We start from the raw sequence: 24041 nt of genomic DNA, 5'->3' as shown, positions 1-24041 counted from the left end.
CGGCCACAGCCGCCATGACGTCACCCCTGCGCCTCGATTTCGATTTCGCGCCGCTGCCGAACACGCCCACGCTGCCGAAATGCACGGTCGTGAGCGCGGCAGGCTATGCCTTCTTCAGAGACGAGAACGTCGCGCTGGCCTTCGGCACGACCTGCGTGGCCGTGGCAGTGGAAGGCCGGGAGCCCGTGGCGGTGCCCTACTTCGAGCTGGCCGAACTCTCGCTCGGCAATCACGCGATCACGACGACGGGGCACACCTACCCGGACTTCGGCCTGTTCGGTGGCCTGCTGTCCGGCGGCTCCACCAACAAGGAGGTCACCAGCTCGACCACGCAGCCGAGCGCCCAGACCTTCATCTCGCTGGTCACGCACGTCGGCGAGCTGCACCTGCTCTTCACGGGCCTGTCGCCGGCCGTGTTGCGCATGTTGCTGGCGGAGGCGTTCACCGTCTGGCGCCAGAACCAGCCGGACTGGCTCGAGAAGCGGCGCAAGTCCGTCGATGCATACGTCGATCGCGAGGGGCTCGACGAGCAGACGCGCACCGCGCTGAAGGAACGACTGCTCACTTCCCTGGTGCCGGTCGCACCATCACCGGCACCGTCCGGCCCGTTCGCCGGCACGGCCATGGCAGGCGATTTCGAGGCCCCCGTGCGCATGGGCGTGTGCCCATCGTGCAAGGCGACGATTCCGTTCTTCTCCGAGGAATGCCCCAAGTGCCAGGCACTGTTCGGGCCGGACTCGGCATGGCAGGTCCGGCCGCTTTGACCTGAGCGGGCCGCCGCTGCGCGCCCTTCCCGCACGGCGATGGGCCCCGCCGCCAATCGGCAGGCGCGCCATCGCCCGCGCCGTCACACAATGGGCCCGCCCCATGACGAATCCGACGACCACAGACGCCGCCGCAACAGAAGCAGCGGACACCGCCACCGACACCCACTGGCAGCGCAACCTCGCCGTGTGCATGTTCGGCTCCTTCACCACCATCATCGCGATGACGCTGCTGCTGCCGTTCCTGCCGCTGTACGTCGAGCAGCTGGGCGTGAAGGACCATGCGGCCATCGTGCAGTGGTCGGGCGCGGCCTATGGCGCGACCTTCTTCAGCGCTGCGCTGGTGGCGCCGCTGTGGGGCCGGCTGGCCGACCGCTATGGCCGCAAGCCGATGCTGATCCGCGCGAGCCTGGGCATGTCGGTGGCGATGGCGCTCATCGGCATCGCGGGCAACGTATGGCAGCTCGTCGGCCTGCGGCTGCTGGCCGGTCTGCTGGGCGGCTATGCCTCGGGCTCGATGGTGCTCGTGGCCACGCAGACGCCCAAGGCGCGCACCGGCTGGGCGCTGGGCACCATGTCGTCGGCCATCATGGCGGGCAACCTCGTGGGCCCGCTGGTGGGCGGCTTGCTGCCGCCGCTGATCGGCATCCGCGCGACCTTCTTCGCGGCGGGCGCGATGATCTTCGTGGCTTTCCTGGCCACCGCCTTCCTGATCCGCGAGGAAAGGAGAACTCCCGCCGCGTCGAAGCAGCGCGGCGCGGCCGAAGCCGGCTGGGCCGCGGTGCCCGACAAGCGGCCGCTGGTCGCGATGCTCTTCACCGGCATGCTGCTGATGCTGGCGAACATGTCGATCGAGCCGATCATCACGGTGTACGTGGCCACGCTGGTCGAGGACCCGAACCGCGTGACGACGGTCGCCGGCCTCGTGATGTCCGCGGCCGCGCTGGGCAGCATCCTCTCGGCCTCGCGCCTCGGCAAGCTGGCCGACCGGGTGGGCCACTGGAACGTGATCGTCGGCTGCCTCGCGGCGTCGGCGGTGCTGCTGGTGCCGCAGGCCTTCGTCACCTCGGGCTGGCAGCTGGTGGTGCTGCGCTTCCTGATGGGGCTGTCGCTCGGCGGGCTGCTGCCGTGCATCGCGAGCGTGATCCGCCACAACGTGCCCGAGCGCGTGGCCGGCAACATGCTCGGCTACTCGACCTCGGCGCAGTACACCGGCCAGGTCGCGGGGCCGCTGCTCGGCGGCTTCGTGGGCGGGCACGTGGGCATGCGCGCCGTGTTCCTCGGCACCTGTGTGCTGATGGCCGCGGGCGCCGGATGGAACTGGCTCGCGAAGCGCCGGCAGCCGCCGGGCTGACCGCCGTGCGCTAGGGAATTCCGCGCGCCAGCAGGTGATCGACCAGGCGGCGCTGCGGAAACGTCAGCGCCTCCTGCCGCGTGCACAGGTACATGCGGCGCGAGGCCCACGCGTCGCTGAGATTGATGAAGCGCAGCTTCATCTCCTTGCGATAGGCCACGGCGGCGCCCTCGGGCAGGATGCCCACGCCCATGCCCGCCTCGATCATCCGGCACACGGCCTCGAAGCTCTTCACCCGCACACGCAGTCGCAGTACCTTGCGCGCGCTCATGGCGGCGTCTTCCATCGTGCGGGAGATGGCCGAGTCGTCCTCCAGCCCGACGAAATCGAAGTCGAGCAGTTCCTCGAAGGACACCTCGCGCCCGCGCCACGGATGCTTCTGCCGCACGATGGCCACCAGCCGGTCGGTGCGGTAGGGAATGAAGTTGAGCGCGGGGTCGACCGCCTCGCTGGTGATGACGCCCACGTCGGCCTGCCGGTCGCGGATGGCCTGCACGATGTAGACGCTGCGGTGCTCCTCCACGCTCACGCGGATCTCGGGGTAGCGCACGCGGAAGCTCGCCACGTCGTCGGGCAGGAACTGGCCCATGGCCGAGGCATTGGCATGCAGGCGCACGCGGCCGGTGGCGCCCTGCGCGTAGTCGGACAGGTCGGCGCGCATGCGATCGACGTCGCGCAGGATCTGGCGCGCATGCATGGCCAGCGACTCGCCAGCGCCGGTGGGCGTCACGCCCTTCGACGTGCGGTTCAGCAGCGCCACGCCCAGGTGCCCCTCGAGAATGGCCAGGCGGCGGCTCGCGGCCGACAGCACCATGTGGCTCTCGGCGGCGGCCTTCGACAGGCTGCCGTGCTCAATGGCGCGCAGGAAAAGCGCCAGCGAATCGAGGTCGGGTCTCATCGGGTTCTCGTCGTTCTGCGGGGCCGCCATTGTGCGGCCGGCTTGTGCGGCCGGCGCGGCACCGGAGCGCCGACGAAATCCTTTCGGCCGGATGCCGTAGAAAAAGACAGATCTTCTGCAAACCCCGCCAGCCGGCCAAAACGAAGAAGCACTTTCCGCGCGCACGGCGGAAGAATCGTTGCTGCCTCGCCGCCTACCCCGGCGGGGCGTTTCGCAGGCCGGCACCCTACCGGGGCCATGCCCGCATTCCACGAGTCCTACCCGGAGTCTTTTTCTGTCATGGCATCCCACGAACTGGCCAGCGTTGCGCTGGACGACAAATACACGGCCACCGAAGGCCGGATCTACCTCAGCGGCATCCAGGCACTGGTGCGCCTCATGCTCGTGCAGAAATGGCGCGACCGGAAGGCGGGACTGAACACCGCGGGCTTCGTCTCCGGCTACCGCGGCTCGCCGCTCGGCGGCCTGGACGAGGCGCTCTGGAAGGCACAGCCGCAGCTGGAAGCCAACGCGGTGAAGTTCCTGCCGGGCGTGAACGAGGAGCTGGCCGCCACCGCCGTCTGGGGCACGCAGCAGGTGCACCTGACCGGCGAAGCGGCGGTCGACGGCGTATTCGCCATGTGGTACGGCAAGGCGCCCGGCGTCGACCGCTGCGGCGACGTGTTCAAGCACATGAGCCACGCGGGCACCTCGCCCAACGGCGGCGTCCTGCTGGTGGCGGGCGACGACCACGGCGCTTCTTCCTCCACGCTGCCCAACCAGAGCGACCACCTGTTCGCGGCCTCGATGATCCCGCTGCTCTATCCGCAGAGCGTGGAGGAATACATCGAACTCGGCCTGCACGGCTTTGCGATGTCGCGCTTCGCCGGCCTGCCGGTCGGCTTCAAGGCGCTGGCGGACACGGTCGAGTCGTCGGGCTCCATCGCCGCCGGTGCGCTCGACGTGCACACGCGGCTGCCCTCGGACTTCGTCTTTCCGCCCGGCGGCGTGCATGCGCGCCTGTCGACCGACACGCTCGGCGTGCAGGCGCGCAAGCAGGAAGAGCTGATGCAGGACTACAAGATCTACGCCGCCATCGCCTATGCGCGCGAGAACCGGCTGAACCGCGTGACCATCGATTCGCCCAAGGCACGCCTGGGCATCGTGGCCTCGGGCAAGTCGTACCGCGACGTGCTGGAGGCGCTGGAAGAGCTGGGCATCGACGCGGACGAAGCCGCGCGCATCGGCATTCGCCTCTTCAAGGTGTCGATGCCCTGGCCGCTGGAGCCCGATTCGATCCGCGAGTTTGCCGACGGGCTCGAAGAGATCCTGGTGGTGGAGGAAAAGCGCCAGATCGTCGAATACCAGCTCAAGGAGCATCTCTACAACTGGCGGGAAAACGTGCGCCCGCGCGTGATCGGCAAGTTCGACGAACAGGGCGAATGGGGCGCGCATCCACGCGGCAAGTGGCTACTGCCGGCCACGGCCGACTTCTCGGTGGCGCAGATCGCGCGCGTCATTGCCGCTCGCGTGGCGCGCTTCCACACCAGCGACCGCATCCGCATGCGGCTGGCCATCCTCGACGCGAAGGACGTGGTGCTCGGCAAGGCCGTGGCCACGCCTTCGCGACCAGCCTGGTACTGCTCGGGCTGCCCGCACAACACATCGACCAAGGTGCCCGAGGGCAGCCTCGCGCTCGCGGGCATCGGCTGCCATGTGATGGCCACCGCCATCTACCCCGAGCACAACAAGACCACCACGCACATGGGCGGCGAAGGTGCGCCATGGCTGGGCCAGGCATGGTTCTCGAAGCGCAAGCACGTGTTCGCGAACCTCGGCGACGGCACCTACTACCACTCCGGCTCGCTCGCCATCCGCGCGGCTGTGGCGGCGGGCGTGAACATCACCTACAAGATCCTCTACAACGACGCGGTGGCCATGACGGGCGGCCAGCCGGTCGACGGCCCGATCACCGTGCCGCGCATCGCGCACCAGATGGCGGCCGAGGGCGTGAAGCGCCTGGCGCTGGTGGCCGAGGACCCGACACGCTGGGCCGATCGCAGCGTGCTGCCGCCGGAGCGCGACGGCTTCGTGCTCACCGTGCACCACCGCGACCAGATGGACACGGTGCAGCGCGAGCTGCGCGAGTTCGAGGGCGTGTCGGTACTCATCTACGACCAGGTCTGCGCGGCCGAGAAGCGCCGCCGGCGCAAGAAGGGCGAGTTCCCGCAGGCCGCGCGCCGCGTGTTCATCAACGACGCGGTGTGCGAAGGCTGCGGCGACTGCGGTGAGCAGTCGAACTGCACTGCGCTGCTGCCGAAGCAGACCGACCTGGGCCTCAAGCGCAGCGTGGACCAGAGCGCGTGCAATGCCGACGAATCGTGCATCAAGGGCTTCTGCCCGAGCTTCGTGACCGTGGAAGGCGTGAAGCCGCGCAAGCAGGCGCCCGTGGCCGCGAAGGCCGCGGCCGAGGAAGCACCGCTGCCAGAGCCGAAGCAGGCCGCGCTAGACGGCATGCACAACATCCTGATCACCGGCATCGGCGGCACGGGCGTCATCACCATCGGCGCGCTGATCGGCATGGCGGCGCACCTCGAGGGCAAAGGCGTGAGCGTGCTCGACATGACGGGCATGTCGCAGAAGAACGGCTCGGTGACCTCGCACGTGCGCATCGCGCGCGACGCGGCGCAACTGAAGGCGCAGCGCATCCCCACCGGCGAAGCTGACCTGATCCTGGGTTGCGACATGCTCACGGCCGGCGCGCCCGACGCCATCGCGCGCATGCGGCCGGGGCGCACCTATGCGCTGGTCAACACCTTCGAGCAGCCGACCGGGCACTTCGCGCAGCAGCCCGACTGGCAGTTTCCGGCCGCGCAGGTGCGCGCACTCATCGAGGAGTCGGTGGAAGGCCGCGCCGACTTCGTCGACGCGACGCAACTGGCGACGCGGCTCATGGGCGATGCCATCGCGGCCAACCTGTTCCTGCTGGGCTTCGCGTTCCAGAAGGGCTTCGTGCCGCTGTCGGCGCAGGCGCTGGACAAGGCCATCGAGATCAACGGCGTGGCCGTGAAGGCGAACCAGGCGGCATTCCGCTGGGGCCGCAAGGCGGCGCTCGACCTCGCGGCGGTGGCGCGCGAGGCCTCGCCGCAGAAGGTCGTGGCGCTGCAGCGGCCGCAGAGCTTCGAGGCGCTGGTGAAGGATCGCACCGCATTTCTCGCGTCGTACCAGAACGCCGCCTATGCGCAGCGCTATGCGGAACTGGTCGAGCGCGTGCGCGTGCTCGAACAGCGCGAGCGCGGCGGCACCGTTCTGGCAAAGGCCGTGGCGTCGGGGCTGTTCAAGCTCATGGCCTACAAGGACGAGTACGAGGTCGCGCGGCTTTACACCGACCCTCGCTTCATGGAGAAGCTCAACGAGCAGTTAGAAGGCAAGCCCGTGCTGCGCTTCAACCTTGCCCCGCCGGTGCTCGGCCGCCGCGATGCCGAAGGCCGTGCGGTGAAGACCAGTTTCGGGCCATGGATGATGCGCGCGTTCCGCGTGCTCGCGAAGCTGCGCGGGCTGCGCGGCACGGCGTTCGACGTGTTCGGCCGCACGGCCGAGCGGCGCATGGAGCGCCAGCTGATCGAGGACTACCGGGCCATGGTCGAAGACATTCTGGAGCGCTTCGACCGCATCGACTTCGACAGCGCGCTCGCGCTGGCGCGGCTGCCGGAGCAGATTCGCGGCTTCGGGCATGTGAAGGAAGAGAGCGTGGTGGCCGCGCGGGTGCGCTGGCAGGCGCTGGCCGGGCAGCTGGAGCGCGGCACGCCGCAGCGGCAGCTGCTCAGTGCCGCCGCCTCATGACGACAGGGCGGTAACGGCGGCCGGCAGCCAGGATCCTGCCTCCCGTGCCGATCAGGGCAAAATTCCGGTCGCCGCGCCGGCCGGCGCCGTTTTTCTCCATGCCGCCCACCACGCCCGAACCGCCAGAACCGTCCGCGCCCCCGCCTCGCCCGCGTCTGCGCTACCGCAGCGTGGCCGCATGGACGGCCGCCTGCGCGCTCGCGCTGCTGCTGATCGGCCTGGCCGGCCAATGGGCCGCCGTGCGCGAGGCGAACTTCCAGGCCGACTCGATCCGCCGCGCCATGGAAGTGCATGTGCTCGGCCTGCGCGACTCCGCCGGCAAATACAGCTACCTGCCCTTCACCACCGGCCTGCACCCCGAAGTGCTGGCCGCGCTCGCCCACCCGCAGGACGCCGCCGTGAAGCAGCGCGCCAATCTCTACATCGAGGAAGTGAACCGCCAGGCCGGCTCCGACGCGCTGTACCTGAGCGACCTGCAAGGCCTCACGCTGGCCGCGAGCAACTGGAACACGCCGCAGAGCTTCGTCGGCGAGTCCTATGCCAACCGGCCCTACTTCCGCGATGCGCGCGCCGGCCGCAGCGGCCTGTTCTACGGCCTCGGCCAGACGACCGGCGAACCCGGCCTGTTCATCTCGGCACCGGTGCGCCCGGACGGCGGCGCGGTGCTGGGCGTGGTGACGGTCAAGGTCAGCCTGCGCCAGCTGCAGGAGGCCTGGACCTTCGTGCGCGACCCGATCCTGCTGACCGACGCGCGCGGCATCGTGTTCCTGAGCTCGGTGCCGACGTGGATGTACCGGGCCACGCGCGCCTTGTCACCCACCGACGTGGAAGGCATTCGGCGCGACCAGCAGTACGGCGGGCGCACCGATTTCCCGCTGCTGCCGTGGCAGCTCGAGCGCGGCGGCGACCAGCCCGGCTACCTGGTGCGCACCAGCATCGGCGGCAAGACACGCCGCTTTCTCGCGGTCGACGAGCCCCTGCCCGACCTTGGCTGGACGCTGACGGTGATGGGCGACCACGCCGAAGTCGACCGCGCGCGCGAACGCACCTGGATGCTGGGCCTGCTGGTCGCGGGCGTGCTGCTGCTCGGCGGCCTGTACTGGCAGCTGCGCGAACGCCGCTTCGCAGAGCAGCGCGACGCACGCCGCGACCTGGAGCTGCGCGTGCGCGAACGCACCCACGCACTGGACGAAGCCCACGCCTTCCGCAAGGCAATGGAAGACTCGCTGCTGGTCGGCATGCGCGCGCGCGACCTCGAAGGCCGAATCACCTACGTCAATCCGGCCTTCTGCGAAATGACGGGCTATGGCGCCGACGAGCTGCTCGGCCGGCTGCCGCCCTACCCGTACTGGCACCCCGACGACGTGCCCCGGCACTGGCACCACTACGACGCCATGATGAGCGGCCAGCCCGCGCGCTCGGGCTTCGAGTCGCGCCTGCGGCACCGCGACGGGCGCGAGGTGATCACCATGGTCTACACCGCGCCGCTGATCGACGCCGACGGCCGGCACAGCGGGTGGATGAGCTCCGTGGTCGACATCACCGAGCAGAAGCGCGCCGAGCTGCGCCAGCGCCAGAACGACGAGCAGCTGCAGCACGCCCAGCGCCTTGCCAGCCTCGGCGAAATGGCATCCACCCTGGCCCACGAGCTCAACCAGCCGCTGATGGCGCTGAGCAACTTCGCGAGCGCGGCCAAGGCCTTTGCCGAGCAGGGCAACCAGGCGCTGCTGGTGAGCAGCCTCGACGAGACCATGGCGCAGGCCCAGCGCAGCGCCGAGATCGTGCGGCGCATCCGCGGCTTCGTGCGCCAGCGCACCGTCGGCACCGAAGACTGCGCCGTGGCGGCGCTGGTGACCAACGTGCTCGCGCTGCTGCAGGGCGAGATGCGCCAACGCCAGGTGCGCGCCGAAGTGCGCGTGCCCGCCACGCTGCCCCCGGTGCGCGGCGACCGCGTGCTGCTCGAGCAGGTGCTGCTCAACCTGCTCTCCAACAGCCTGCAGGCCATGCAGGCCACGCCGCAGGACCAACGCGTGGTGGAAATCGACGCCGAGGTGCTCGACGGGCGCATGCGCATCCGCATCGCCGACCACGGCCCGGGCATCGATGCCAGCCTGGCCGAACAGGTGTTCGCGCCCTTCTTCACCACCAAGGCCGGCGGCCTGGGCCTGGGGCTCAACATCTGCCGCACCATCGTCGAAGCCCACCGGGGCCGCCTCTCCTTTGCCGACCGGCCCGGCGGTGGCACAGTCTTTACCCTTGCGCTGGAAATCTCACCGCCATGAACGCTCTTGCCAACAACCTGTGCATCGTGGACGACGACGAGGCCGTGCGCCGCTCGCTGGGCCTGCTGCTGCTGTCGCGCGGCTATGCGGTGCAGACCTTCGCCTCCGGCGAGGCTTTCCTCGAAGGCGCCGACCTTCAGCGCGCGGGCTGCGCCATCCTGGACCTGCGCATGGAAGGCATGAGCGGCCTGCAGGTGTTCGACGCGCTGCGTGCACAGGAAAGCCCGCTGGTGGTGATCTTCCTGTCCGGCCACGGCGACATCCCCATGGCGGTGGAGGCCGTGCAGAACGGCGCCTTCGGCTGGCTGGAGAAACCCTGCAGCGACGAACAACTGCTCGACAACATCGCCCGCGCGCTGCGGCAGGCCGGCGAGAACGCCGTGCGCCGGCAGGCACGGCAAGCAGCGCAGGCGCTGTGGGACAAGCTCACGCCGCGCGAGATGCAGGTGGCCCGCCTCGTGGCCGAAGGCAAGCCCAACAAGCAGATCGCGCTGGAACTCGCCCCGCTGGAGCAGCGCACGGTGGAGACACACCGCGCGCATGTGTTTGCGAAGCTGGGGTTGTCGAACAGTCACCAGCTCGATCGGTTTCTGCGGGAGCATGCGCTTTGACATGAGCTACAACATCTACATCACGCGCCGCGAAGACTGGTTCAGCGAAGACGGCCCTGAGATCTCCCTGCAGGAGTGGATCGACCTCGTTCATGCCGACAAGGAAATGCGGCTCGACGGATACGCCGAAGCAACAACCACCGAAGGCGACGTGCTTCACGTCAATGACCAGAGCATGGCCGTATGGCTCGAATACTCCCAGCATGGCGTCGGCGGGAACATGGCCTGGATCTGGCATCACCGAGGCAACATCGTCGCGAAGAACCCCGACGAAGAAATCCGGCGCAAGATGTGGCGACTGGCCCAGGCCGTTTCGGCCAAGGTGCAGGGAGAAGAGTCGGAGCTCTACGGCGCGGACGGCCAGATGCTGCTTGAGGAAGCACCAGTGGCGAAAGATGCCCGGAGCAAGCCGTGGTGGCGTGTCTGGTAGGAACCAGGCCAACCCGAATGGAGATCGATGATGGAAGAACAGACGGTTCGAGCGGCTATCGATCGACACTGGGCTGCATCCGCTGCGGGCGACCAGGTCGCTGAGCACGAGATCTATCACGACGACGCCGTGTGCATCTACCCGCAGTCGGGCGAGGTCATCCGCGGGCGACAGAACCTGCAAGCGCTTCGAAGCCATCACCCAGGCAAGCCATCGGGGTTCGTTGTCCGGCGGATCGTCGGAGAGGGAAATCTCTGGGTGACCGAATATGCGATCGACTACGAAGGCAAGAGCGCCTTCACGGTGAGCATCATGGAATTCCGGGACGGAAAGGTCGCGCGCGAGACCCAGTACTTTGCAGACCCTTTCGAAGCTCCGGCCTGGCGCGCGCAGTGGGTCGAAGGGCTCGCATGATCAACATGGCGGTCAACGGCATGCAGCAGGTGTTCTTGTCTGTTCGACCTATTCATGTCCACAGCATGTGTCGGTCTCCATTGAGGATGGATTTTTTTCACTGGGAATGGAACCGTGATTTCCTTGAAATCAACGACTTAGAGGTGTGTTTCGGTCCCGGCCGCCGCCCAGCTCCCCAAATTTGACCCCTAGCGTCAGGATTTGCTCGGCGGGCCATGTCGGCGCGCGCAAGGGCGCCAGCGTCGCGCGTCGCTACCTGCGCTCATCGTGATCCATAGCGGCACTCCACTTCCCCGCCGGATCGCAAGGCGTAGCTTGAAGCCCTGCAGAAGGTGCGCATTCCAGTTGCAAGTTGCAATCGTCGGGTGTTTGCCAGGCTGGGGCAGACGAGCCAGACCGGGCCCGGCTCGAGCGGGGCAGAATGCTCTCCGAGGGCCGCACTCGGCCAGGAGCAGACTCCCGTCAACGGCCCCTTCAGCGCAGCCAAATTCGGCGCCTCGATCCAAAATCAATGCTTGTACAGGTTCGGCGGCCACATGTGTGAACGCTTGATCGCCGCGCACTCGACCACGGCCGGGCGCTAGCGTCCGCGATTCGCCGGCGTCTGTCCTGCAGGGCGGCGACGGCGCCGTCCATCTCGTGCTGCGCCTGCGGGACGCCGTGCGGTGACACAAGTTCCAGGCGGCGCCGGCCAGCCCCAGCGTGACGTTCGAGACAGTCATTGCGACGCTGTCGGCCACCGGCCACGTTGGGAAATCCTCTGGCCCGCGCACACACGGACGCGGCACGCTGGCGATCGCGCTCGACGCGTTAGAGGCCACCGCGCGCGCTGCGCGAATGACGTCCAACAGCCATCGAGTCGCCAAGCTTCCCGCCGCGCCGTTGGTTTGCCCCGTCTCGAGCCGCAGCGCTCACGACCGGACGTCGACTGTCGAGCGCCCTTCAGACGCGTTCCGCCAGGCCGGCCGCGAAGTAGTCGGTCACCTGGCGCACGCGTGCCGGAATGAACTTTCGGTTGGGCCAGATGAGGCTGACATCCCGGGTTTCGCCGATGAACTGATCTAGCACCGTCACGACGCCGGCCGCGCGCAGTTCCTCGGTGAACGACGCTCGGTAGAACATCCCGATGCCAACGCCGGCCTGCACCGCCGACAGGATCGTGTCGACGGTGTTGGAGGCGAGGTTTCCACCTACGCGCACGCTGAACGGGCCGTCGGGCCGGCTGAACGTCCACTGGTCGATGCCGTTGTAGACGATGCAGTTGTGGTGCACGAGGTCTTCGGGCGTCTCCGGCACCCCGTGCCGCTCGAAGTAGTGGCGCGACCCCGCGCAGACCAGCGACGTGGTGGCCACGCGCTTGACCACGGCATCGGGGCTGCGCAGCGGGCTGATGCGGATGGCCAGGTCGATGCCCTCGGTCAGCAGGTCCTGCACGCCATCCGTGAGTCTGAGCTCCAGGCTGAGCTTCGGATGCAGCGCCAGCAGTCGCGGAACGATGGGCAGCACGTGGAGGCGGCCGAAGGTGGTCGACGCCGCGATACGCACCAGCCCCGAAAGCTCCCCCGTGCTGCTCATGAGCTCGCCGTCCACCTGCGACATCTCGTCCAGCAGCGGCTTGATGCGCTCGTGGTACCGCCGCCCGGCCTCCGTCGGGGTCACGCTGCGCGTGGTGCGGTTGAGCAGCTGCACGCCAAGCCGCCGCTCCAGCGCGCCGACGGACTTGCTGACCGCCGACTGCGATTCGCCGATGCGGCGGGCGGCGGCCGAGAAACCGCCGGCCTCGACGACCGCCGCGAAAGCGGTCAGCTCCTGGAATCTATCCATGGGGTGTGCTCTGTTGCGCGCGGCCGGGAGGTGGCAGCCGTTGCCGACGCTCGGCGCCGGATTTATTCTAAATCGGACTAGGTGTAATCACGAAGAGCCGGATTATCACCGAACTGGACGCTAATTAGCATGACTGCAATGCCTCTGAATGGCATTAACCGTGAAGGCCGACGCCACGGCGCCGGCCCACCCCGTGATCAGCGAACCAAGGAATTCAACATGACTTCAATAACCGACGTGCAATCCGCGGCACCCGCCGCATCCACCTCCCTAGCAGGCAAGAAGGTCGTCGTCATCGGCGGCAAGACCGGCATCGGCCTGGGCGTAGCGCAGGCCGCGCGGGAGGCGGGCGCGACGGTGGTCGTCGCCAGCCGCCGCCTCTCGTCGCCGCAGGAGCGTCCGGATCTCGCCGGCTTCCAGCAGGTGAGCCTGGACATCCGCGACGAGTCGACCGTGCGAGCGGCGTTCGACACCATCGGCGCGTTCGACCACCTGGTCGTCACCGCCGCGCCCGATCTCGGCACCTGGGGCGCGTTCATGGACGCGGACATGAGCGGCGCGCGCAACTACATGGAAGGCAAGTACCTGGGCAGTTGGGCCTGCGCCCGCCATGGCTCGCCGCACCTGAACGCCGGCGGCACGATCACATTCCTGACCGGCGGCATGGCCGTGCGGCCGAAGGTCGGCTTCACCGCCGTCACCTCGGCGTTCGCCGCGGTGGAGGCTCTGTCGGCCTCGCTCGCGATCGAGCTCGCACCCACCCGCGTGAACACGATCCGCCCCGGCTTCATCGACACCGACATGTGGGCCTTCCTGCCGGCTGAACATCGCGACGGCCTGCGCAAGAAGGTGGAAGAGACCTTCCCCGCACGGCGCGCCGGCAAGCCTGAGGACGTGGGCCATGCCGCCGTCTTCCTCATGACCAATCCGTACGTGACCGGCACAGTGCTCGAGGTGGCCGGCGGCGAGAACCTGGTCGCCAGCGTTTCCTGAACCACCGACGAGAGGTACGACATGACTGAACTCGATCTTTCCCTGCGCGGCGCCGGCGGGTGGTGAACGGGCCGCCGCTCCTTCCTGGCCCAGGCCGACGACCGAACGCTCCACGCATCACTTCAGCGGCCGAACTTGCTCACTACCGCCGCCCAGAGGCGACCAGGTTCATCACTCCGATCTATCGAGATGTCGACACCGGTCTGCACCATGATCAGCTTGGCGGCAGGGTCGATGAAGATGCGCTGGCCGTATCCGCCAAGAAGAACGAACTGACGTCTTGGACCGGGCAGCAGCCACATCAGGTAGCCATAGCCAAGGGTTTGAGGACCGGATGCTCCGGGAGACAGGTAGCGATCCGACGAGCGCGTTGTCGTTGCCTCCATCATCCATCGGGCCGGAATGATCTGGCTGCCTTGCCACTGGCCGTCATGCGCGAGCAGTCGTCCCAGCCGTGCATAGTCCCGCAGGACTGCACCGAAGAACGTCCAGGCGACTTCACCGCCTTGCGCGTTCACGAGCCAGGTGCCGTCGGCCTCGGCGCCTATCCGGGACCAGACTTTCTCGTGCAGGTAGTCGGACAGGGTTCGACCGGTCGCACGCTCCACGACAAGGCCGAGCACTGCGGGTTCGATGCTGGCGTAGTGGAACTCGGTCCCGGCCGGGGCGATGCGTTGGTTGAAGGCAGAGATCGTGTCGATCGTGCTGCGCTGCGGTGCGCCACGGCCGAGCACTCTGTCCATCCATGAGCGGTGGCCGAGGACCATCCCGCCCCACAATCGTTCGAGATCCTGGTCGCCGTTGGCCTCTTCGCCGAACTTCACACCCGAGGACATGTGCAGGAGATCGCGCAGGGAAGTCCTGCCGTACTCCGTGTCCTGGAGTTCCGGCACATAGCCCTGCACCGCGTCGTCCACCGACCTGATCGACCCGTCCGCAATGGCGAGGCCAACCAGCAGGCCGGTGATGCTCTTTGCCATCGAACCTGAGAACAGGCGATCGCGGTCCGATCGGCCGTACTGATAGCGCTCCTGCAGGATCGTTCTGTCCTTGGCGATCAGCAAACCGGTGACCGGCTGCCGTGCCAGATAGTCCTCGATGGTCTGGTCGGCGCCCTGATAGCGATAGCGGACATCGGTGACCGCATAGGTAAAGCACCACGGGGATGCTGCGCGAGCGATCCGGCGGGTGCGGTACTGGTCTTCGAAGTGACTGAAAGCTCCGACGCGGTACTTCATGTCCAGAGGCTCGCCCGGCTCACCACGCAGCAAGGGGTCTGTGGCAGGAAAGCCATCATTGATACCGAACGCTGCTGCACGAGGCCCCGTCGGCGAGAAAGTGGGGCCGTTGTCACCGGTGGGGCCGTCACAGAGTGAACGGGCACTGCTTGTCGTCGGCCGCAGCGCCGAGCACGCGGCCAGACCAAGCAGTACCGTGCGGCGCGATGGACCGGATTGCGTCATGAAAGCACTGCGTTGTGCGCTGGTGTGGGCATCCAACTTCAATGGCAGGGGCGGCGATAACCGAAGTCTAGCCTCCGCCGTCGAAAGCCGCCGCCTTGCTTGTCAAGGTGGAGCGGCCACGCGCTTACGATGAGTCTTCACGTGCTTGCGTACAACCTCAAGCGGGTGATGAGCGTGTTGGGGATTGCGAAAACGATGAAAGCGATGCGGCTGGCGGGGGCGTGAGCCTCTTTAGGCTCTCATTCGCACTTCGATGAGGTGCCGTGAAGGCCTCGTAGTCGATCTCAGGCGCATATCGGCACCGAATGAAGCTCGCTGATCTCTGCACGTCGTCGTTCGCATGACGGCATCGCGCGTTTCTACACAGCCTCGGCCCGAATCCGAAGTTCGATTCGCTTCAAAGCGGTCTCTCGCTTGGTCGACCGAGTGTCGGGGCAAGGGAAATTGCTGGCCTCTAAAGAGCCTTAAGCCTCCCGCGTCGCACGGCGCCATAAGTCCTCGAACTCTGCGAGGGACAGTTCGGTGAGGGCTGCATCCCTTTTCAGATTTTCTATACCGGCCTCTGGAAATTCGGGACGTGTCGTGAAGTCATACTGCTCGTTGTTATGAGCGCTAGGGGTTGCCCACCACAGCTCATGCTCAAAGCTGTTGATCATCCGGGTGATCATGCCGTCAGTGACTTCGCAATAGAAGAGTCCAGAAGTCCCCTCATGACTCTCGTTGTACGTTCGATAGTACTTTCGGATCGACTGCATGAGTTCGAGTATTTTGAATAAAGGACCGGTGATGGCCTTGAGCCGCTATGGCAATCGGAGAGGGGGCGGATTTCAAACCCGCCACCATCACATGGCGGACTGGACGATTTCCGCGTGGACTTCAGCGAATTCCGGAACAGTGAGCAAGTCTTGGATGATCGCGGCAATGGCCGTGTCCGATCGGGCTTGCTGAACTAAGGGCTCGGCAGCATAGATCACCGCCTCATAGCGCAGTTTGGGAATCAACATCCGTAGGTCCTGAATCGTCGTCTCGCGTTCCACATCATAGGCGGCGAGCCGACAGAGAACTTCAATTGCGTTGTCCTGAGTCCAATCGTAGGCGCCGTGTGCGACTCTCTTCAGCAGCGGCAGAGCCGGCGAGCCGATGAAATAGAGAATCTCAAAAATGGCCAATTGGCGCACTGCCATCCATTGGCCTAGCCCCGGAAACCTGTCAGCAAGTTCCGACGGAGGCATCGAGTCGCCATGGAAATAGTGCGGCAATTCTGGTATGCGAGCCTCGTCGAACGTGCTCGCCGCCGTTTGTGCACGTCGTTGGAACTCCGTGTGATCGCCGATCACTTCGGCGACCCATTGGACGGTTGCCTGTACGGCTGGGTCAACGAGTGCCGGGGTATGCGGGCCGGGGCGCCTTTCTTTCTTGAACCAACCAAACACCATGACCTAAGCCCTTTAATGCTAGCGACGACCTCCTAGCCGAATTCCGTTCCATCCCCACCCGTTTGAAGGCACCATTCTGAGCGCGTGGGTCATCACTCGCGTCGAACGACCGGTTGAATCCGCCACCGATGGCGGCCATTCGCCGCCGCGCGGCAACGACGCGCGCCATCTAACGCCGCAATTTAGCCGCTAAATTCCAAAGTTGGTGAGACAAAACACCAGGAATTCCATCTTTAGTGAAACAGCGGTTCCATCCTCAATGATTGATCCGCCCGTAAGTGGTTGACTCCAAATGGGATGAGGATTCCGCGCCTCGTGAATCTCGACAGCATGTCGACGAACTCACCTCCCGGATGCGCATGACCGTCTCGACAAGTGGGCTATCGCCGTCAACGCGGCGACAGTGACCTGTCCAGGCTGGCCGAAAGAGCAGCCAGCGCAGGCTTCAGCTTTGCCGCCGGCAGGTATCCGAAGCCGAGCCTGAACACGCGGTCGGACTCGCCGAACCACCGCCCCGATGCGAGCTGCAGGTCATGGTCCGGCAACAGAGCCCAGAAGCGAGAGACCGCGGCATCGTCGAACACATCGGCGCGCAGCCGCAGGCAACTCAGGGCACCGCCATCGGGCCTGATCCATTCGATGCGGCCGCGCTCGGCATCGCACCAGTCCGACAGTTCCTGCAGGGCAGCCGCAAGCAGACGGCGCCGAGGCCCCAACACCCGCTCGCTGTTGCGCAACAGTGCCGCGGCCAGCGTTTCGTCGAGCACCGAGCCGGAGATCACGGTGTTCATCTTCGCCACCGTGAGCCGCGAGCGGAGGTCCGCGTCCGGCACCGTGAGCCAACCGGTTCGCAGCCCCGGTGCGCCCAATGCCTTGGAGACGGATGCACCCGTGACGATGCGTGGATCGAGGCTTGCAAAGCTCTCGACCATCGGGTCATCTCCGTAGGAAGCCTCGCGGTAGGTCTCGTCGACGAAGAGCAGCGCACCAGGCGACAGCCTGCCCATCAGTTCGAGCAGCCTCTCGATGTCGGCGCGCGAGGTGCGGACGCCGCTGGGGTTCTGCGGCGAAGCGATGCTCACCAGCTTCGTCTTCGAGTTGAGGCATGCCTCGAACTGTCCGAAATCCAGGGCATAGCCGTTCTCGAAGGAGAGCTTGACCTCCCGCACGCTCGCACCTGCTCCCAGGAGGCTGTCACGGCTCGGTGGGAAGCACGGCGTCGCAAGAACGGCTTCGTCGCCCGCGCGGCAAACCTCGAAAGCCAGAAGGAAGAGACCCAATGCCGTGCCCTGCGTCGTGAGGACGTATTGAGGCGGGACCTTGCAGGCATCCGCAATCGCCTGCCGCAGCACGAGCGAGCCGGCGGACTTGCCGTAGCCCAGCTTCAGATCGCGGATGTTCTCCAGGTCCGGAAAATCGAGAAGCTCGCCGAGCGTCAGATCCTGCGAGGTGCTCTCCGCCAGGTTGAACGGCCGGCTCACATCGAGAAGCGAAATGATCTCGTTGTAGGGAAACCTTCCGCGCCACTGCGGGGAGGCCGCATCGCGCACGTCGTCGCTTCTTTCCGGGGAAGGAATCTCTTGAATAGCTCTCATCGTTTCGCCTCGAACCTGCCGGTTCAGTAGTTCAGCCGAGGCATCGTAGCGAGCGGGAGCAAACCGCAACAGCCACAGTTTTTCGATTTTTCGACCATCACAGTTTGTTTGTCGCGCCGCGCCTGGCTGGCCGAGAGTGAGCGCCATCATGGAAGCGCACGCACCCTATCGATACGAACAGCTGGCCGACCTCATCATCGGCATGATCGACAAGGGTGCCTTGTCCCCGGGCATGCGCGTTCCGTCGGTGCGTGCCGTGAGCGAGCAGCATCAGCTCAGCATCGCGACAGCGCTGCAGGCCTACCGCATGCTGGAGGATCGCGGAGTCCTCGTGTCCAGGCCGCAGTCGGGCTTCTATGTCTCGAACGCCCGCCATGGGACGTTTGCGCTTCCTTCCACCTCCCGTCCTCGCACGAAGGCTTCGACCGTGTCGATCAGCGGCGCCGTCGCCGCGTTGCTCGAGCATGCGTCGAACATGTCCCTGGTCCCGCTGGGATGCGCGGTGCCCGATGTGGGGCTGCTGCAGTCGAAGCGGCTCGATCTCATGCTCGCACGCGTGGCGCGCCAGCACGGTGCCCGTCACAACGTCTACAGCCCCCCACGGGGCGAGGCGGCCCTGCGCCGCGAGATCGCCAGGCGGTCGATACGCACGGGCCATGCCCTGTCGCCTGACGACATCCTCATCACCAGCGGCTGCACCGAAGCGCTGACGCTCGCGCTGGGCGCGGTGGCCAGGCCCGGCGACACCATCGCGGTCGAGTCCCCCACCTACTTCGGTCTGCTGCACACACTGGAGGTGCTGGGACTGAAGGCCCTGGAACTTGCCACCGACCTCGTGCGCGGCGTCGATGTCGCCGCGCTGGCGCGCCTGCTCGACAAGGAACCGATAGCGGCGTGCGTGCTCTCGTCCGGCTTCAGCAACCCGCTGGGATACGTGATGACCGAGAGCGATAAAAGATCGCTTCTCGCGCTCCTTTCGAAGCACGCCATACCGCTGATTGAAGACGACGTGTATGGCGACATCCACTTCGGCCGCGAGCGTCCCAAGCCATTCATTGCGCTGGACCGGGGAGAGAACAAGATCATCTACTGCAGCTCCTTCTCGAAGAGCCTTGCACCCGGGTACCGCATCGGGTGGATCGCGCCGGGCGCATACGCGCAGCGCGTGATGGAGCGCAAGCTGGCATTCAGCCTGAGCAGTCCGGTGCTGCCACAACTCGCGATCGCGGAGTTCCTCGAGGGCAACGCCTATGAAGTGCACCTGCGCCGCATTCGGCGCGTGCTGGAGGAGAACCTGACACGCATGGTCCGGGCCATCGAAGCCAGCTTTCCCGCCGAGACGAAGGTGAGTCGCCCCGCAGGCGGCTTCATGCTCTGGCTGGAGCTTCCCAAGCATTTCGACTCGCGCGCATTGTTCGACGAAGCGCTCGAGCACGGCATCTGCTTCGCGCCAGGAAACGTGTTCTCGGCAAGCCGCCGCTATGGCAACTGCCTGCGCCTGAGCGCCGGCCACACATGGGACGACCACATCGAAGCCGGCGTGCGTCGCCTGGGCCGCCTGGCGTGCGCACAGCTGAATCGGTAGGCCGCCACAAACCCCGCAGTCTCAGTCTTCCTCATGCCCCCGGTACTGCCCCATCAGCATCTGCTGCGTCGCCGGTGGCACCGCCTCGTAGTGCGACAGCGCGATGGTGTAGCGCCCCTGCCCGCTGGTCATCGCATTGAGGCGCGACTGGTAGCTGGCCAGTTCGGCCATCGGCACCTGGCCGCGAACGACCGCGGTGCCCGCGCCTGCGGCCGACGTGCCTGTGACCAGGCCCCGGCGGGTTGAAAGATCGCCGGTGACGTCGCCGACCGACGGCTCCGGCACGGCGATCTCGATCTCGACGATCGGCTCGAGCACCACCGGCCGGGCCTCGCGGATGGCCGCCATGAAGGCCTTGCGGCCGGCGGTGGCGAAGGCGATGTCCTTGCTGTCAACGCTGTGGTGCTTGCCGTCGTACACCACCACGCGCACGTCGACCACCGGATAGCCGGCGATCGCACCGCACGCCAGCACCTCGCGCACGCCTTTCTCGACCGCGGGGATGAAATGCCCCGGAATCGCACCGCCGCGCACCTCGTCTGCAAACTCGAAGCCGCCGCCGCGCGCCAGCGGCTCGATGCGCAGGAAGACTTCACCGAACTGGCCGGAGCCGCCGGTCTGCTTCTTGTGGCGGTGATGGCCCTCGGCCGGCGCGGTCACGGTCTCGCGGTAGGCGATGCGCGGCGGCCGCGTCTGCACCTCGAAGCGGTACACCTCGCGCAGGCGGTCGAGCACGATGCGCAGGTGAAGCTCGCTCAGGCCGTAGAGCACCGTCTCGTTGGTCGCCATCACGTGCTCGATGCGCAGGCAGGGGTCCTCGGCCGCGAGCTTGCCAAGGATCTCCCAGGCGCGCTGCTCGTCGCCATGGCGCTTGGGCTCCACGGCCAGGCCGTGCACCGGCACCGGAAACGCCAGCGGCGCGAGATGCACATGGCTGTCCTCGGCCGCATCGTGCAGCACGGCATCGAAGTGGATCTCGTCGACCTTGGCCACCGCCACGATGTCGCCCGGCACCGCGTGCGACACCTCGACATGGTCCTTGCCCTGCAGCATGAACAGGTGCCCCACCTTGAAGGGTTTGCGGCCATCGCCGATGTAGAGTTGGCTGTCGCGCGTGAGCGTGCCTTGGTGCACGCGAAAGATACCCATCTTGCCGACGTAGGGGTCGATGGTGACCTTGAACACATGCGCCAGCACGTGCAGCGACGGGTCGGGCCTGGCCTGCATGGGCTTGGCCTGGGCGCCCTCGCCGACGATGAAGTCAGGCGGGTTGGCCTCGCTCGGGTCGGGCAGTAGCTTGACGATCACGTCCAGCAGTTCGGCCACGCCGGCGCCGCTGCGCGACGAGACGAAGCACACCGGAATCAGGTGGCCTTCGCGCAGCGCCTGCTCGAGCGGCGCGTGCAGCTCGGCCGGATTCACGTCGCCCTCCTCGAGGTAGCGCTCGACGAAGGCCGCGTCGACCTCGACCACCTGTTCCACCAGCGCGCGGTGCGCCGCCTCGACGGGGCCGAAGTCGGACTGCCCGAAGCGGTTGAAGAAGCAGTCCACCACCTGCCTGCCGACCCCGTCGGGCAGGTTCAGCGGCAGGCATTCGCGGCCGAAGGTGGCCTGGATGTCGGCCAGCAGGCCCGCCAGCGAGATGCCCTGCGAGTCGATCTTGTTGACGATGATCATGCGCGCGAGATGGCGCGAGGCCGCGTACGCCATCATGCGCACCGTCATCGGCTCGATGCCGGTGGCGGCGTTGATGACCACCGCCACCGTTTCGACCGCCTCCAGCGCCGGCAGGCTCTGGCCGAGGAAGTCGGGGCCGCCGGGCGTGTCGATGAAGTGGATGCGCGTGCCGGCATGCGTGAGGTGCAGCACTGATGCATTGAGCGAGTGCTGCAGGCGGCGCTCCAGGGGGTCATGGTCGCTGACGGTGCTGCCGCGCTCGACGCTGCCGCAGGCCTTGATGGCACCCGCCTTGAACAACAGGGCCTCGGCGAGGGAGGTCTTGCCGGCGGCGGCGGCGCCGACGAGCGCCAGTGTTCGCACCGCTCCCATTTCGGCCGCGAGGCCGTTCGATCGGCTTGGCATGGCTGCACTCCTTCGCATCCGGAAGGCCGACCCGGCGGCCCGCAGGGGCTCGGGTGCTGCGCACGGACGCCAGGCCAGCGTACGGGATCGGCCGGGCCGGCGCAAGCCGTCGGGCGCCCGCCCTCAGAAAACGGCCGACAGCGCGAGCGTCAGCAGCAGCCCCATCACGGAGATCACCGTCTCCATCACCGACCAGGTCTTGATCGTCTGCCCCACCGTGAGGCCGAAGTATTCCTTCACCAGCCAGAAGCCGGCGTCGTTCACATGGGAGAAGAACAGCGAGCCGGCGCCGATGGCCAGCACCACGAGCGACAGGTGGTTGGTCGACAGCCCGCCGGCCAGCGGCGCGATGATGCCCGCCGCGGTGACGGTCGCCACCGTCGCGGAGCCGGTCGCCAGGCGAATCAGCACCGCCACGATCCAGCCCAGCACCAGCGTCGACAGGCCCGCCGCGAGCGCGATCTTGGCGATGGCATTGCCGGTACCGCCATCGACGAGCGCCTGCTTGAACCCGCCGCCCGCACCCACGATGAGCATGACGCCCACCACCGGCAGCAGGCTGTCGGCGATCTTCCTGGCCAGCACGGGCAGCGTGAAGCCCACGGCGGTGCCGAAGGTCACCATGGCCAGCAACACGGCCACCAGCAAGGCGAAGACGGGGTCGCCGATGAAGTCGAGCACCGGCCGCAGCGGGGCCGACTTGTCCAGCCAGATGTCGGCCGCCGCCTTCAGCAGCATCAGCACCAGGGGAGACAGCAGGGTGACCAGGGTCCATGCGAAGGTGGGGCTTGCGCTCGGCTTCTGGTCGACCGCATTGCCAGCCGACCCCGAGGCCGTGACCGCCAGCCCCGCGCCGGCCGCGCCGATCGGAACCAGCCGGGCCGCCAGCAGGCCGAAGAGCGGCCCGGCCACGGCCACCGTCGGAATCGCGATCAGCAGCCCGAGCGCCAGGGTCACGCCGACGTTCGCATGCAGGATGGCAATGGCGGCGAGCGGCCCCGGATGCGGTGGAATGAACCCGTGCAGCACCGACAGGCCGGCCAGCGCCGGAATGCCGAGCCGCATGGCGGGGCCCTTGGAGCGGTGTACCGCGAGCATGACCACGGGAATCAGCAGCACGAGCCCGATCTCGAAGAACATCGGTATGCCGATGATGCTGGCGACCAGCGCCATCTTCCAGGGCAGCGTGGCGGGGCGCCCGCGCAGCAGCGTCTCGACCAGCCTGTCGGCGCCGCCGGAATCCGCCAGCAGCTTGCCCAGCATCGCGCCCAGTGCGATGAGCACGCCCACGTAGCCCAGCACGCCGCCGACGCCGTTTTCATAGGACGCCGTCACCTTGTCGAGCGGAATGCCCGAACCGACGCCGACGAAGAGCGCGCCGATGGTCAGGGCCAGGAAGGCATGCAGCTTCAGCCACACGATCAGCACGACCAGCAGCGCGATGCCGATGGCCGCGACGGCCAGCACCTGGATGTCGTGCGCGTTCAGCGCGGTGGAAGCGTCCATTTATTTCAGGCCCAGGGTTTCGATGATGGTCTGGGCCAGCGCGGAGGGCGCCGGGCCGATGTCGACGCGAATCGCGGGCTCGTCCGCCGCGGGCTCTTCCAGGTCGGCGAACTGGCTGTCGAGCAGGCTGGGCGGCATGAAGTGGCCGTGGCGGGCCATCAGGCGCGAGGCGATGGTCTCGCGCGAGCCGTGGAGGTAGACGAACACCACGCCCGCGCCGCGCCGGTTGATCACCTCGCGGTAGGAGCGCTTGAGCGCCGAGCAGGTGATGAGCCCATGCTCGCCGGCAGCGATGCGCTCGTCCACCCAGTCCGCCACCTTGCGCAGCCAGGGTGCGCGGTCTTCGTCGGTGAGCGGATGTCCCGCTTCCATCTTGGCAATGTTCGCAGGCGGATGGAGTGCATCGCCTTCCTCGAAGGGCCAGGACAGGCGGCCAGCGAGGATGGCGGCCACGGTCGTCTTGCCGCAGCCCGAGACGCCCATGAGCACCAGCACCTGCGGTTTTTGAGTGGGAAGAGGCATTGGTTTCCTTGTCAGCCCAGCGCGTCGTTCAGTCGTTCGCGGAATTCGGTCAGGCTCACGGCCGCGCCGATCTCGCGCGGCAGCGCATCGCGCACCGAGAACACGCCGACGACCTTCCTGCCCGCCACCAGCGGCAGATGGCGAAAGCCCCGTTCGAGCATGAGCACCACCGCGTCGGACACCGGCGTCTCCGGCGGCACGCAGATCGGGTTGGGCGTCATGACTTCGCGCACCGGCGTGCGATCGGGGTCGAGCCCCCGCGCCAGCACGCGGGTCATCAGGTCGCGCTCGGTCAGGATGCCCACCAGGACGTCCGGCAGCTCCATGACGAGCACGCTTCCGCAGTTGGCGCGCGTCATCACGCAGGCGGCGTCGCGCACGCTGCCCTGCGGAGCAAGGCTGATCAGGTGCGTGCGGGAGATGGATTGGAAAACGGTGCGCTCGGCCATGGTGCGCCCTC

At 67.1% G+C, this 24041-nt stretch carries 19 protein-coding genes; 9 read left to right on the top strand and 10 right to left on the bottom strand.

Features of this window, described 5'->3' with window-relative positions; all coding sequences use genetic code 11:
* Positions 1-14 precede the first annotated feature (14 nt).
* Together C4F17_RS30610 and C4F17_RS30605 are read left to right on the top strand one after the other, a co-directional pair.
* Positions 15-764: a hypothetical protein gene (locus tag C4F17_RS30610; RefSeq protein WP_106938164.1), complete on the top strand. Its 750-nt coding sequence runs from the start codon at positions 15-17 to the stop codon at positions 762-764.
* 103 nt (positions 765-867) lie between these two features.
* A complete protein-coding gene (locus C4F17_RS30605; protein WP_106938163.1) occupies positions 868-2118 on the top strand; it encodes an MFS transporter in 1251 nt (416 codons plus the stop codon).
* A 10-nt stretch (positions 2119-2128) separates the two neighbouring features.
* On the opposite strand, the gene C4F17_RS30600 is transcribed toward C4F17_RS30605, so the two are convergent.
* On the bottom strand, positions 2129-3016 hold the full coding sequence (locus tag C4F17_RS30600; protein ID WP_081268972.1) for a LysR family transcriptional regulator: 888 nt from the start codon (positions 3014-3016) through the stop codon (positions 2129-2131).
* A 279-nt stretch (positions 3017-3295) separates the two neighbouring features.
* On the opposite strand from C4F17_RS30600, the gene C4F17_RS30595 reads away from it, so the two are divergent.
* The 5 genes from C4F17_RS30595 (at position 3296) to C4F17_RS30570 (ending at position 10575) form a co-directional block, all read left to right on the top strand.
* On the top strand, positions 3296-6838 hold the full coding sequence (locus C4F17_RS30595) for an indolepyruvate ferredoxin oxidoreductase family protein (protein ID WP_106938162.1): 3543 nt from the start codon (positions 3296-3298) through the stop codon (positions 6836-6838).
* Positions 6839-6936: 98 nt separating this feature from the next.
* On the top strand, positions 6937-9120 hold the full coding sequence (locus C4F17_RS30585) for a sensor histidine kinase (RefSeq protein WP_106938161.1): 2184 nt from the start codon (positions 6937-6939) through the stop codon (positions 9118-9120).
* Positions 9117-9731, top strand: a complete 615-nt coding sequence (locus C4F17_RS30580) for a response regulator transcription factor (protein ID WP_081268913.1) — start codon at positions 9117-9119, stop codon at positions 9729-9731. The genes C4F17_RS30585 and C4F17_RS30580 overlap by 4 nt, the downstream gene beginning before the upstream one ends.
* Position 9732: 1 nt before the next feature.
* Positions 9733-10161, top strand: a complete 429-nt coding sequence (locus C4F17_RS30575) for a hypothetical protein (protein ID WP_081268914.1) — start codon at positions 9733-9735, stop codon at positions 10159-10161.
* Positions 10162-10191: 30 nt separating this feature from the next.
* Positions 10192-10575: a nuclear transport factor 2 family protein gene (locus C4F17_RS30570; protein ID WP_106938519.1), complete on the top strand. Its 384-nt coding sequence runs from the start codon at positions 10192-10194 to the stop codon at positions 10573-10575.
* A gap of 942 nt (positions 10576-11517) precedes the next feature.
* On the opposite strand, the gene C4F17_RS30560 is transcribed toward C4F17_RS30570, so the two are convergent.
* A complete protein-coding gene (locus C4F17_RS30560; RefSeq protein WP_106938160.1) occupies positions 11518-12399 on the bottom strand; it encodes a LysR family transcriptional regulator in 882 nt (293 codons plus the stop codon).
* Between the two features lie 219 nt (positions 12400-12618).
* On the opposite strand from C4F17_RS30560, the gene C4F17_RS30555 reads away from it, so the two are divergent.
* The gene (locus tag C4F17_RS30555) at positions 12619-13392 is read left to right on the top strand and encodes an SDR family oxidoreductase (RefSeq protein ID WP_081268917.1); all 774 of its coding nucleotides are present in this window, start codon (positions 12619-12621) and stop codon (positions 13390-13392) included.
* Positions 13393-13514: 122 nt separating this feature from the next.
* Here C4F17_RS30555 and C4F17_RS30550 read toward each other — a convergent pair whose 3' ends face one another.
* The 4 genes from C4F17_RS30550 to C4F17_RS30535 form a co-directional block, all read right to left on the bottom strand.
* On the bottom strand, positions 13515-14855 hold the full coding sequence (locus C4F17_RS30550) for a serine hydrolase domain-containing protein (RefSeq protein WP_106938159.1): 1341 nt from the start codon (positions 14853-14855) through the stop codon (positions 13515-13517).
* A gap of 464 nt (positions 14856-15319) precedes the next feature.
* A complete protein-coding gene (locus C4F17_RS30545; protein ID WP_106938158.1) occupies positions 15320-15610 on the bottom strand; it encodes a hypothetical protein in 291 nt (96 codons plus the stop codon).
* Positions 15611-15697: 87 nt separating this feature from the next.
* On the bottom strand, positions 15698-16291 hold the full coding sequence (locus C4F17_RS33040; RefSeq protein WP_159053781.1) for a hypothetical protein: 594 nt from the start codon (positions 16289-16291) through the stop codon (positions 15698-15700).
* Positions 16292-16680: 389 nt separating this feature from the next.
* Positions 16681-18036, bottom strand: coding sequence for a pyridoxal phosphate-dependent aminotransferase (locus C4F17_RS30535; protein WP_234383048.1), 1356 nt, complete (start codon positions 18034-18036; stop codon positions 16681-16683).
* On the opposite strand from C4F17_RS30535, the gene C4F17_RS30530 reads away from it, so the two are divergent.
* Entirely contained in the window at positions 18035-19471 is a 1437-nt protein-coding gene (locus C4F17_RS30530; protein ID WP_106938518.1) for an aminotransferase-like domain-containing protein, read from the top strand. The two genes, C4F17_RS30535 and C4F17_RS30530, sit on opposite strands and share 2 nt — an antisense overlap.
* A gap of 21 nt (positions 19472-19492) precedes the next feature.
* Here the strand turns inward: C4F17_RS30530 and fusA are convergent, their stop codons facing one another.
* The 4 genes from fusA to C4F17_RS30510 all read right to left on the bottom strand — a co-directional run bounded on the left by fusA (position 19493) and on the right by C4F17_RS30510 (position 24030).
* Positions 19493-21553: an elongation factor G gene (fusA, locus tag C4F17_RS30525; protein WP_106938155.1), complete on the bottom strand. Its 2061-nt coding sequence runs from the start codon at positions 21551-21553 to the stop codon at positions 19493-19495.
* Positions 21554-21676: 123 nt separating this feature from the next.
* A complete protein-coding gene (locus C4F17_RS30520) occupies positions 21677-23059 on the bottom strand; it encodes a GntT/GntP/DsdX family permease (protein ID WP_106938154.1) in 1383 nt (460 codons plus the stop codon).
* On the bottom strand, positions 23060-23581 hold the full coding sequence (locus C4F17_RS30515; protein ID WP_081268930.1) for a gluconokinase: 522 nt from the start codon (positions 23579-23581) through the stop codon (positions 23060-23062). It lies immediately after the preceding gene.
* An 11-nt stretch (positions 23582-23592) separates the two neighbouring features.
* A complete protein-coding gene (locus tag C4F17_RS30510) occupies positions 23593-24030 on the bottom strand; it encodes a CBS domain-containing protein (protein ID WP_106938153.1) in 438 nt (145 codons plus the stop codon).
* Positions 24031-24041 lie beyond the last annotated feature (11 nt).

The sequence above is a fragment of the Variovorax sp. PMC12 genome (genome assembly GCF_003019815.1).
Classification (GTDB): Bacteria; Pseudomonadota; Gammaproteobacteria; order Burkholderiales; family Burkholderiaceae_C; genus Variovorax.
This window is presented reverse-complemented; position numbering and strand designations above follow the sequence as displayed.

Excerpts from the sequence above, each read along its gene's own strand:
- C4F17_RS30610 (WP_106938164.1), top strand. The coding sequence starts at position 15 with ATGACGTCACCCCTGCGCCTCGATTTCGATTTCGCGCCGCTGCCGAAC.
- C4F17_RS30605 (WP_106938163.1), top strand. The coding sequence starts at position 868 with ATGACGAATCCGACGACCACAGACGCCGCCGCAACAGAAGCAGCGGAC.
- C4F17_RS30600 (WP_081268972.1), bottom strand. The coding sequence starts at position 3,016 with ATGAGACCCGACCTCGATTCGCTGGCGCTTTTCCTGCGCGCCATTGAG.
- C4F17_RS30595 (WP_106938162.1), top strand. The coding sequence starts at position 3,296 with ATGGCATCCCACGAACTGGCCAGCGTTGCGCTGGACGACAAATACACG.
- C4F17_RS30585 (WP_106938161.1), top strand. The coding sequence starts at position 6,937 with ATGCCGCCCACCACGCCCGAACCGCCAGAACCGTCCGCGCCCCCGCCT.
- C4F17_RS30580 (WP_081268913.1), top strand. The coding sequence starts at position 9,117 with ATGAACGCTCTTGCCAACAACCTGTGCATCGTGGACGACGACGAGGCC.
- C4F17_RS30575 (WP_081268914.1), top strand. The coding sequence starts at position 9,733 with ATGAGCTACAACATCTACATCACGCGCCGCGAAGACTGGTTCAGCGAA.
- C4F17_RS30570 (WP_106938519.1), top strand. The coding sequence starts at position 10,192 with ATGGAAGAACAGACGGTTCGAGCGGCTATCGATCGACACTGGGCTGCA.
- C4F17_RS30560 (WP_106938160.1), bottom strand. The coding sequence starts at position 12,399 with ATGGATAGATTCCAGGAGCTGACCGCTTTCGCGGCGGTCGTCGAGGCC.
- C4F17_RS30555 (WP_081268917.1), top strand. The coding sequence starts at position 12,619 with ATGACTTCAATAACCGACGTGCAATCCGCGGCACCCGCCGCATCCACC.
- C4F17_RS30550 (WP_106938159.1), bottom strand. The coding sequence starts at position 14,855 with ATGACGCAATCCGGTCCATCGCGCCGCACGGTACTGCTTGGTCTGGCC.
- C4F17_RS30545 (WP_106938158.1), bottom strand. The coding sequence starts at position 15,610 with ATGCAGTCGATCCGAAAGTACTATCGAACGTACAACGAGAGTCATGAG.
- C4F17_RS33040 (WP_159053781.1), bottom strand. The coding sequence starts at position 16,291 with ATGGTGTTTGGTTGGTTCAAGAAAGAAAGGCGCCCCGGCCCGCATACC.
- C4F17_RS30530 (WP_106938518.1), top strand. The coding sequence starts at position 18,035 with ATGGAAGCGCACGCACCCTATCGATACGAACAGCTGGCCGACCTCATC.
- C4F17_RS30535 (WP_234383048.1), bottom strand. The coding sequence starts at position 18,036 with ATGATGGCGCTCACTCTCGGCCAGCCAGGCGCGGCGCGACAAACAAAC.
- fusA (WP_106938155.1), bottom strand. The coding sequence starts at position 21,553 with ATGCCAAGCCGATCGAACGGCCTCGCGGCCGAAATGGGAGCGGTGCGA.
- C4F17_RS30520 (WP_106938154.1), bottom strand. The coding sequence starts at position 23,059 with ATGGACGCTTCCACCGCGCTGAACGCGCACGACATCCAGGTGCTGGCC.
- C4F17_RS30515 (WP_081268930.1), bottom strand. The coding sequence starts at position 23,581 with ATGCCTCTTCCCACTCAAAAACCGCAGGTGCTGGTGCTCATGGGCGTC.
- C4F17_RS30510 (WP_106938153.1), bottom strand. The coding sequence starts at position 24,030 with ATGGCCGAGCGCACCGTTTTCCAATCCATCTCCCGCACGCACCTGATC.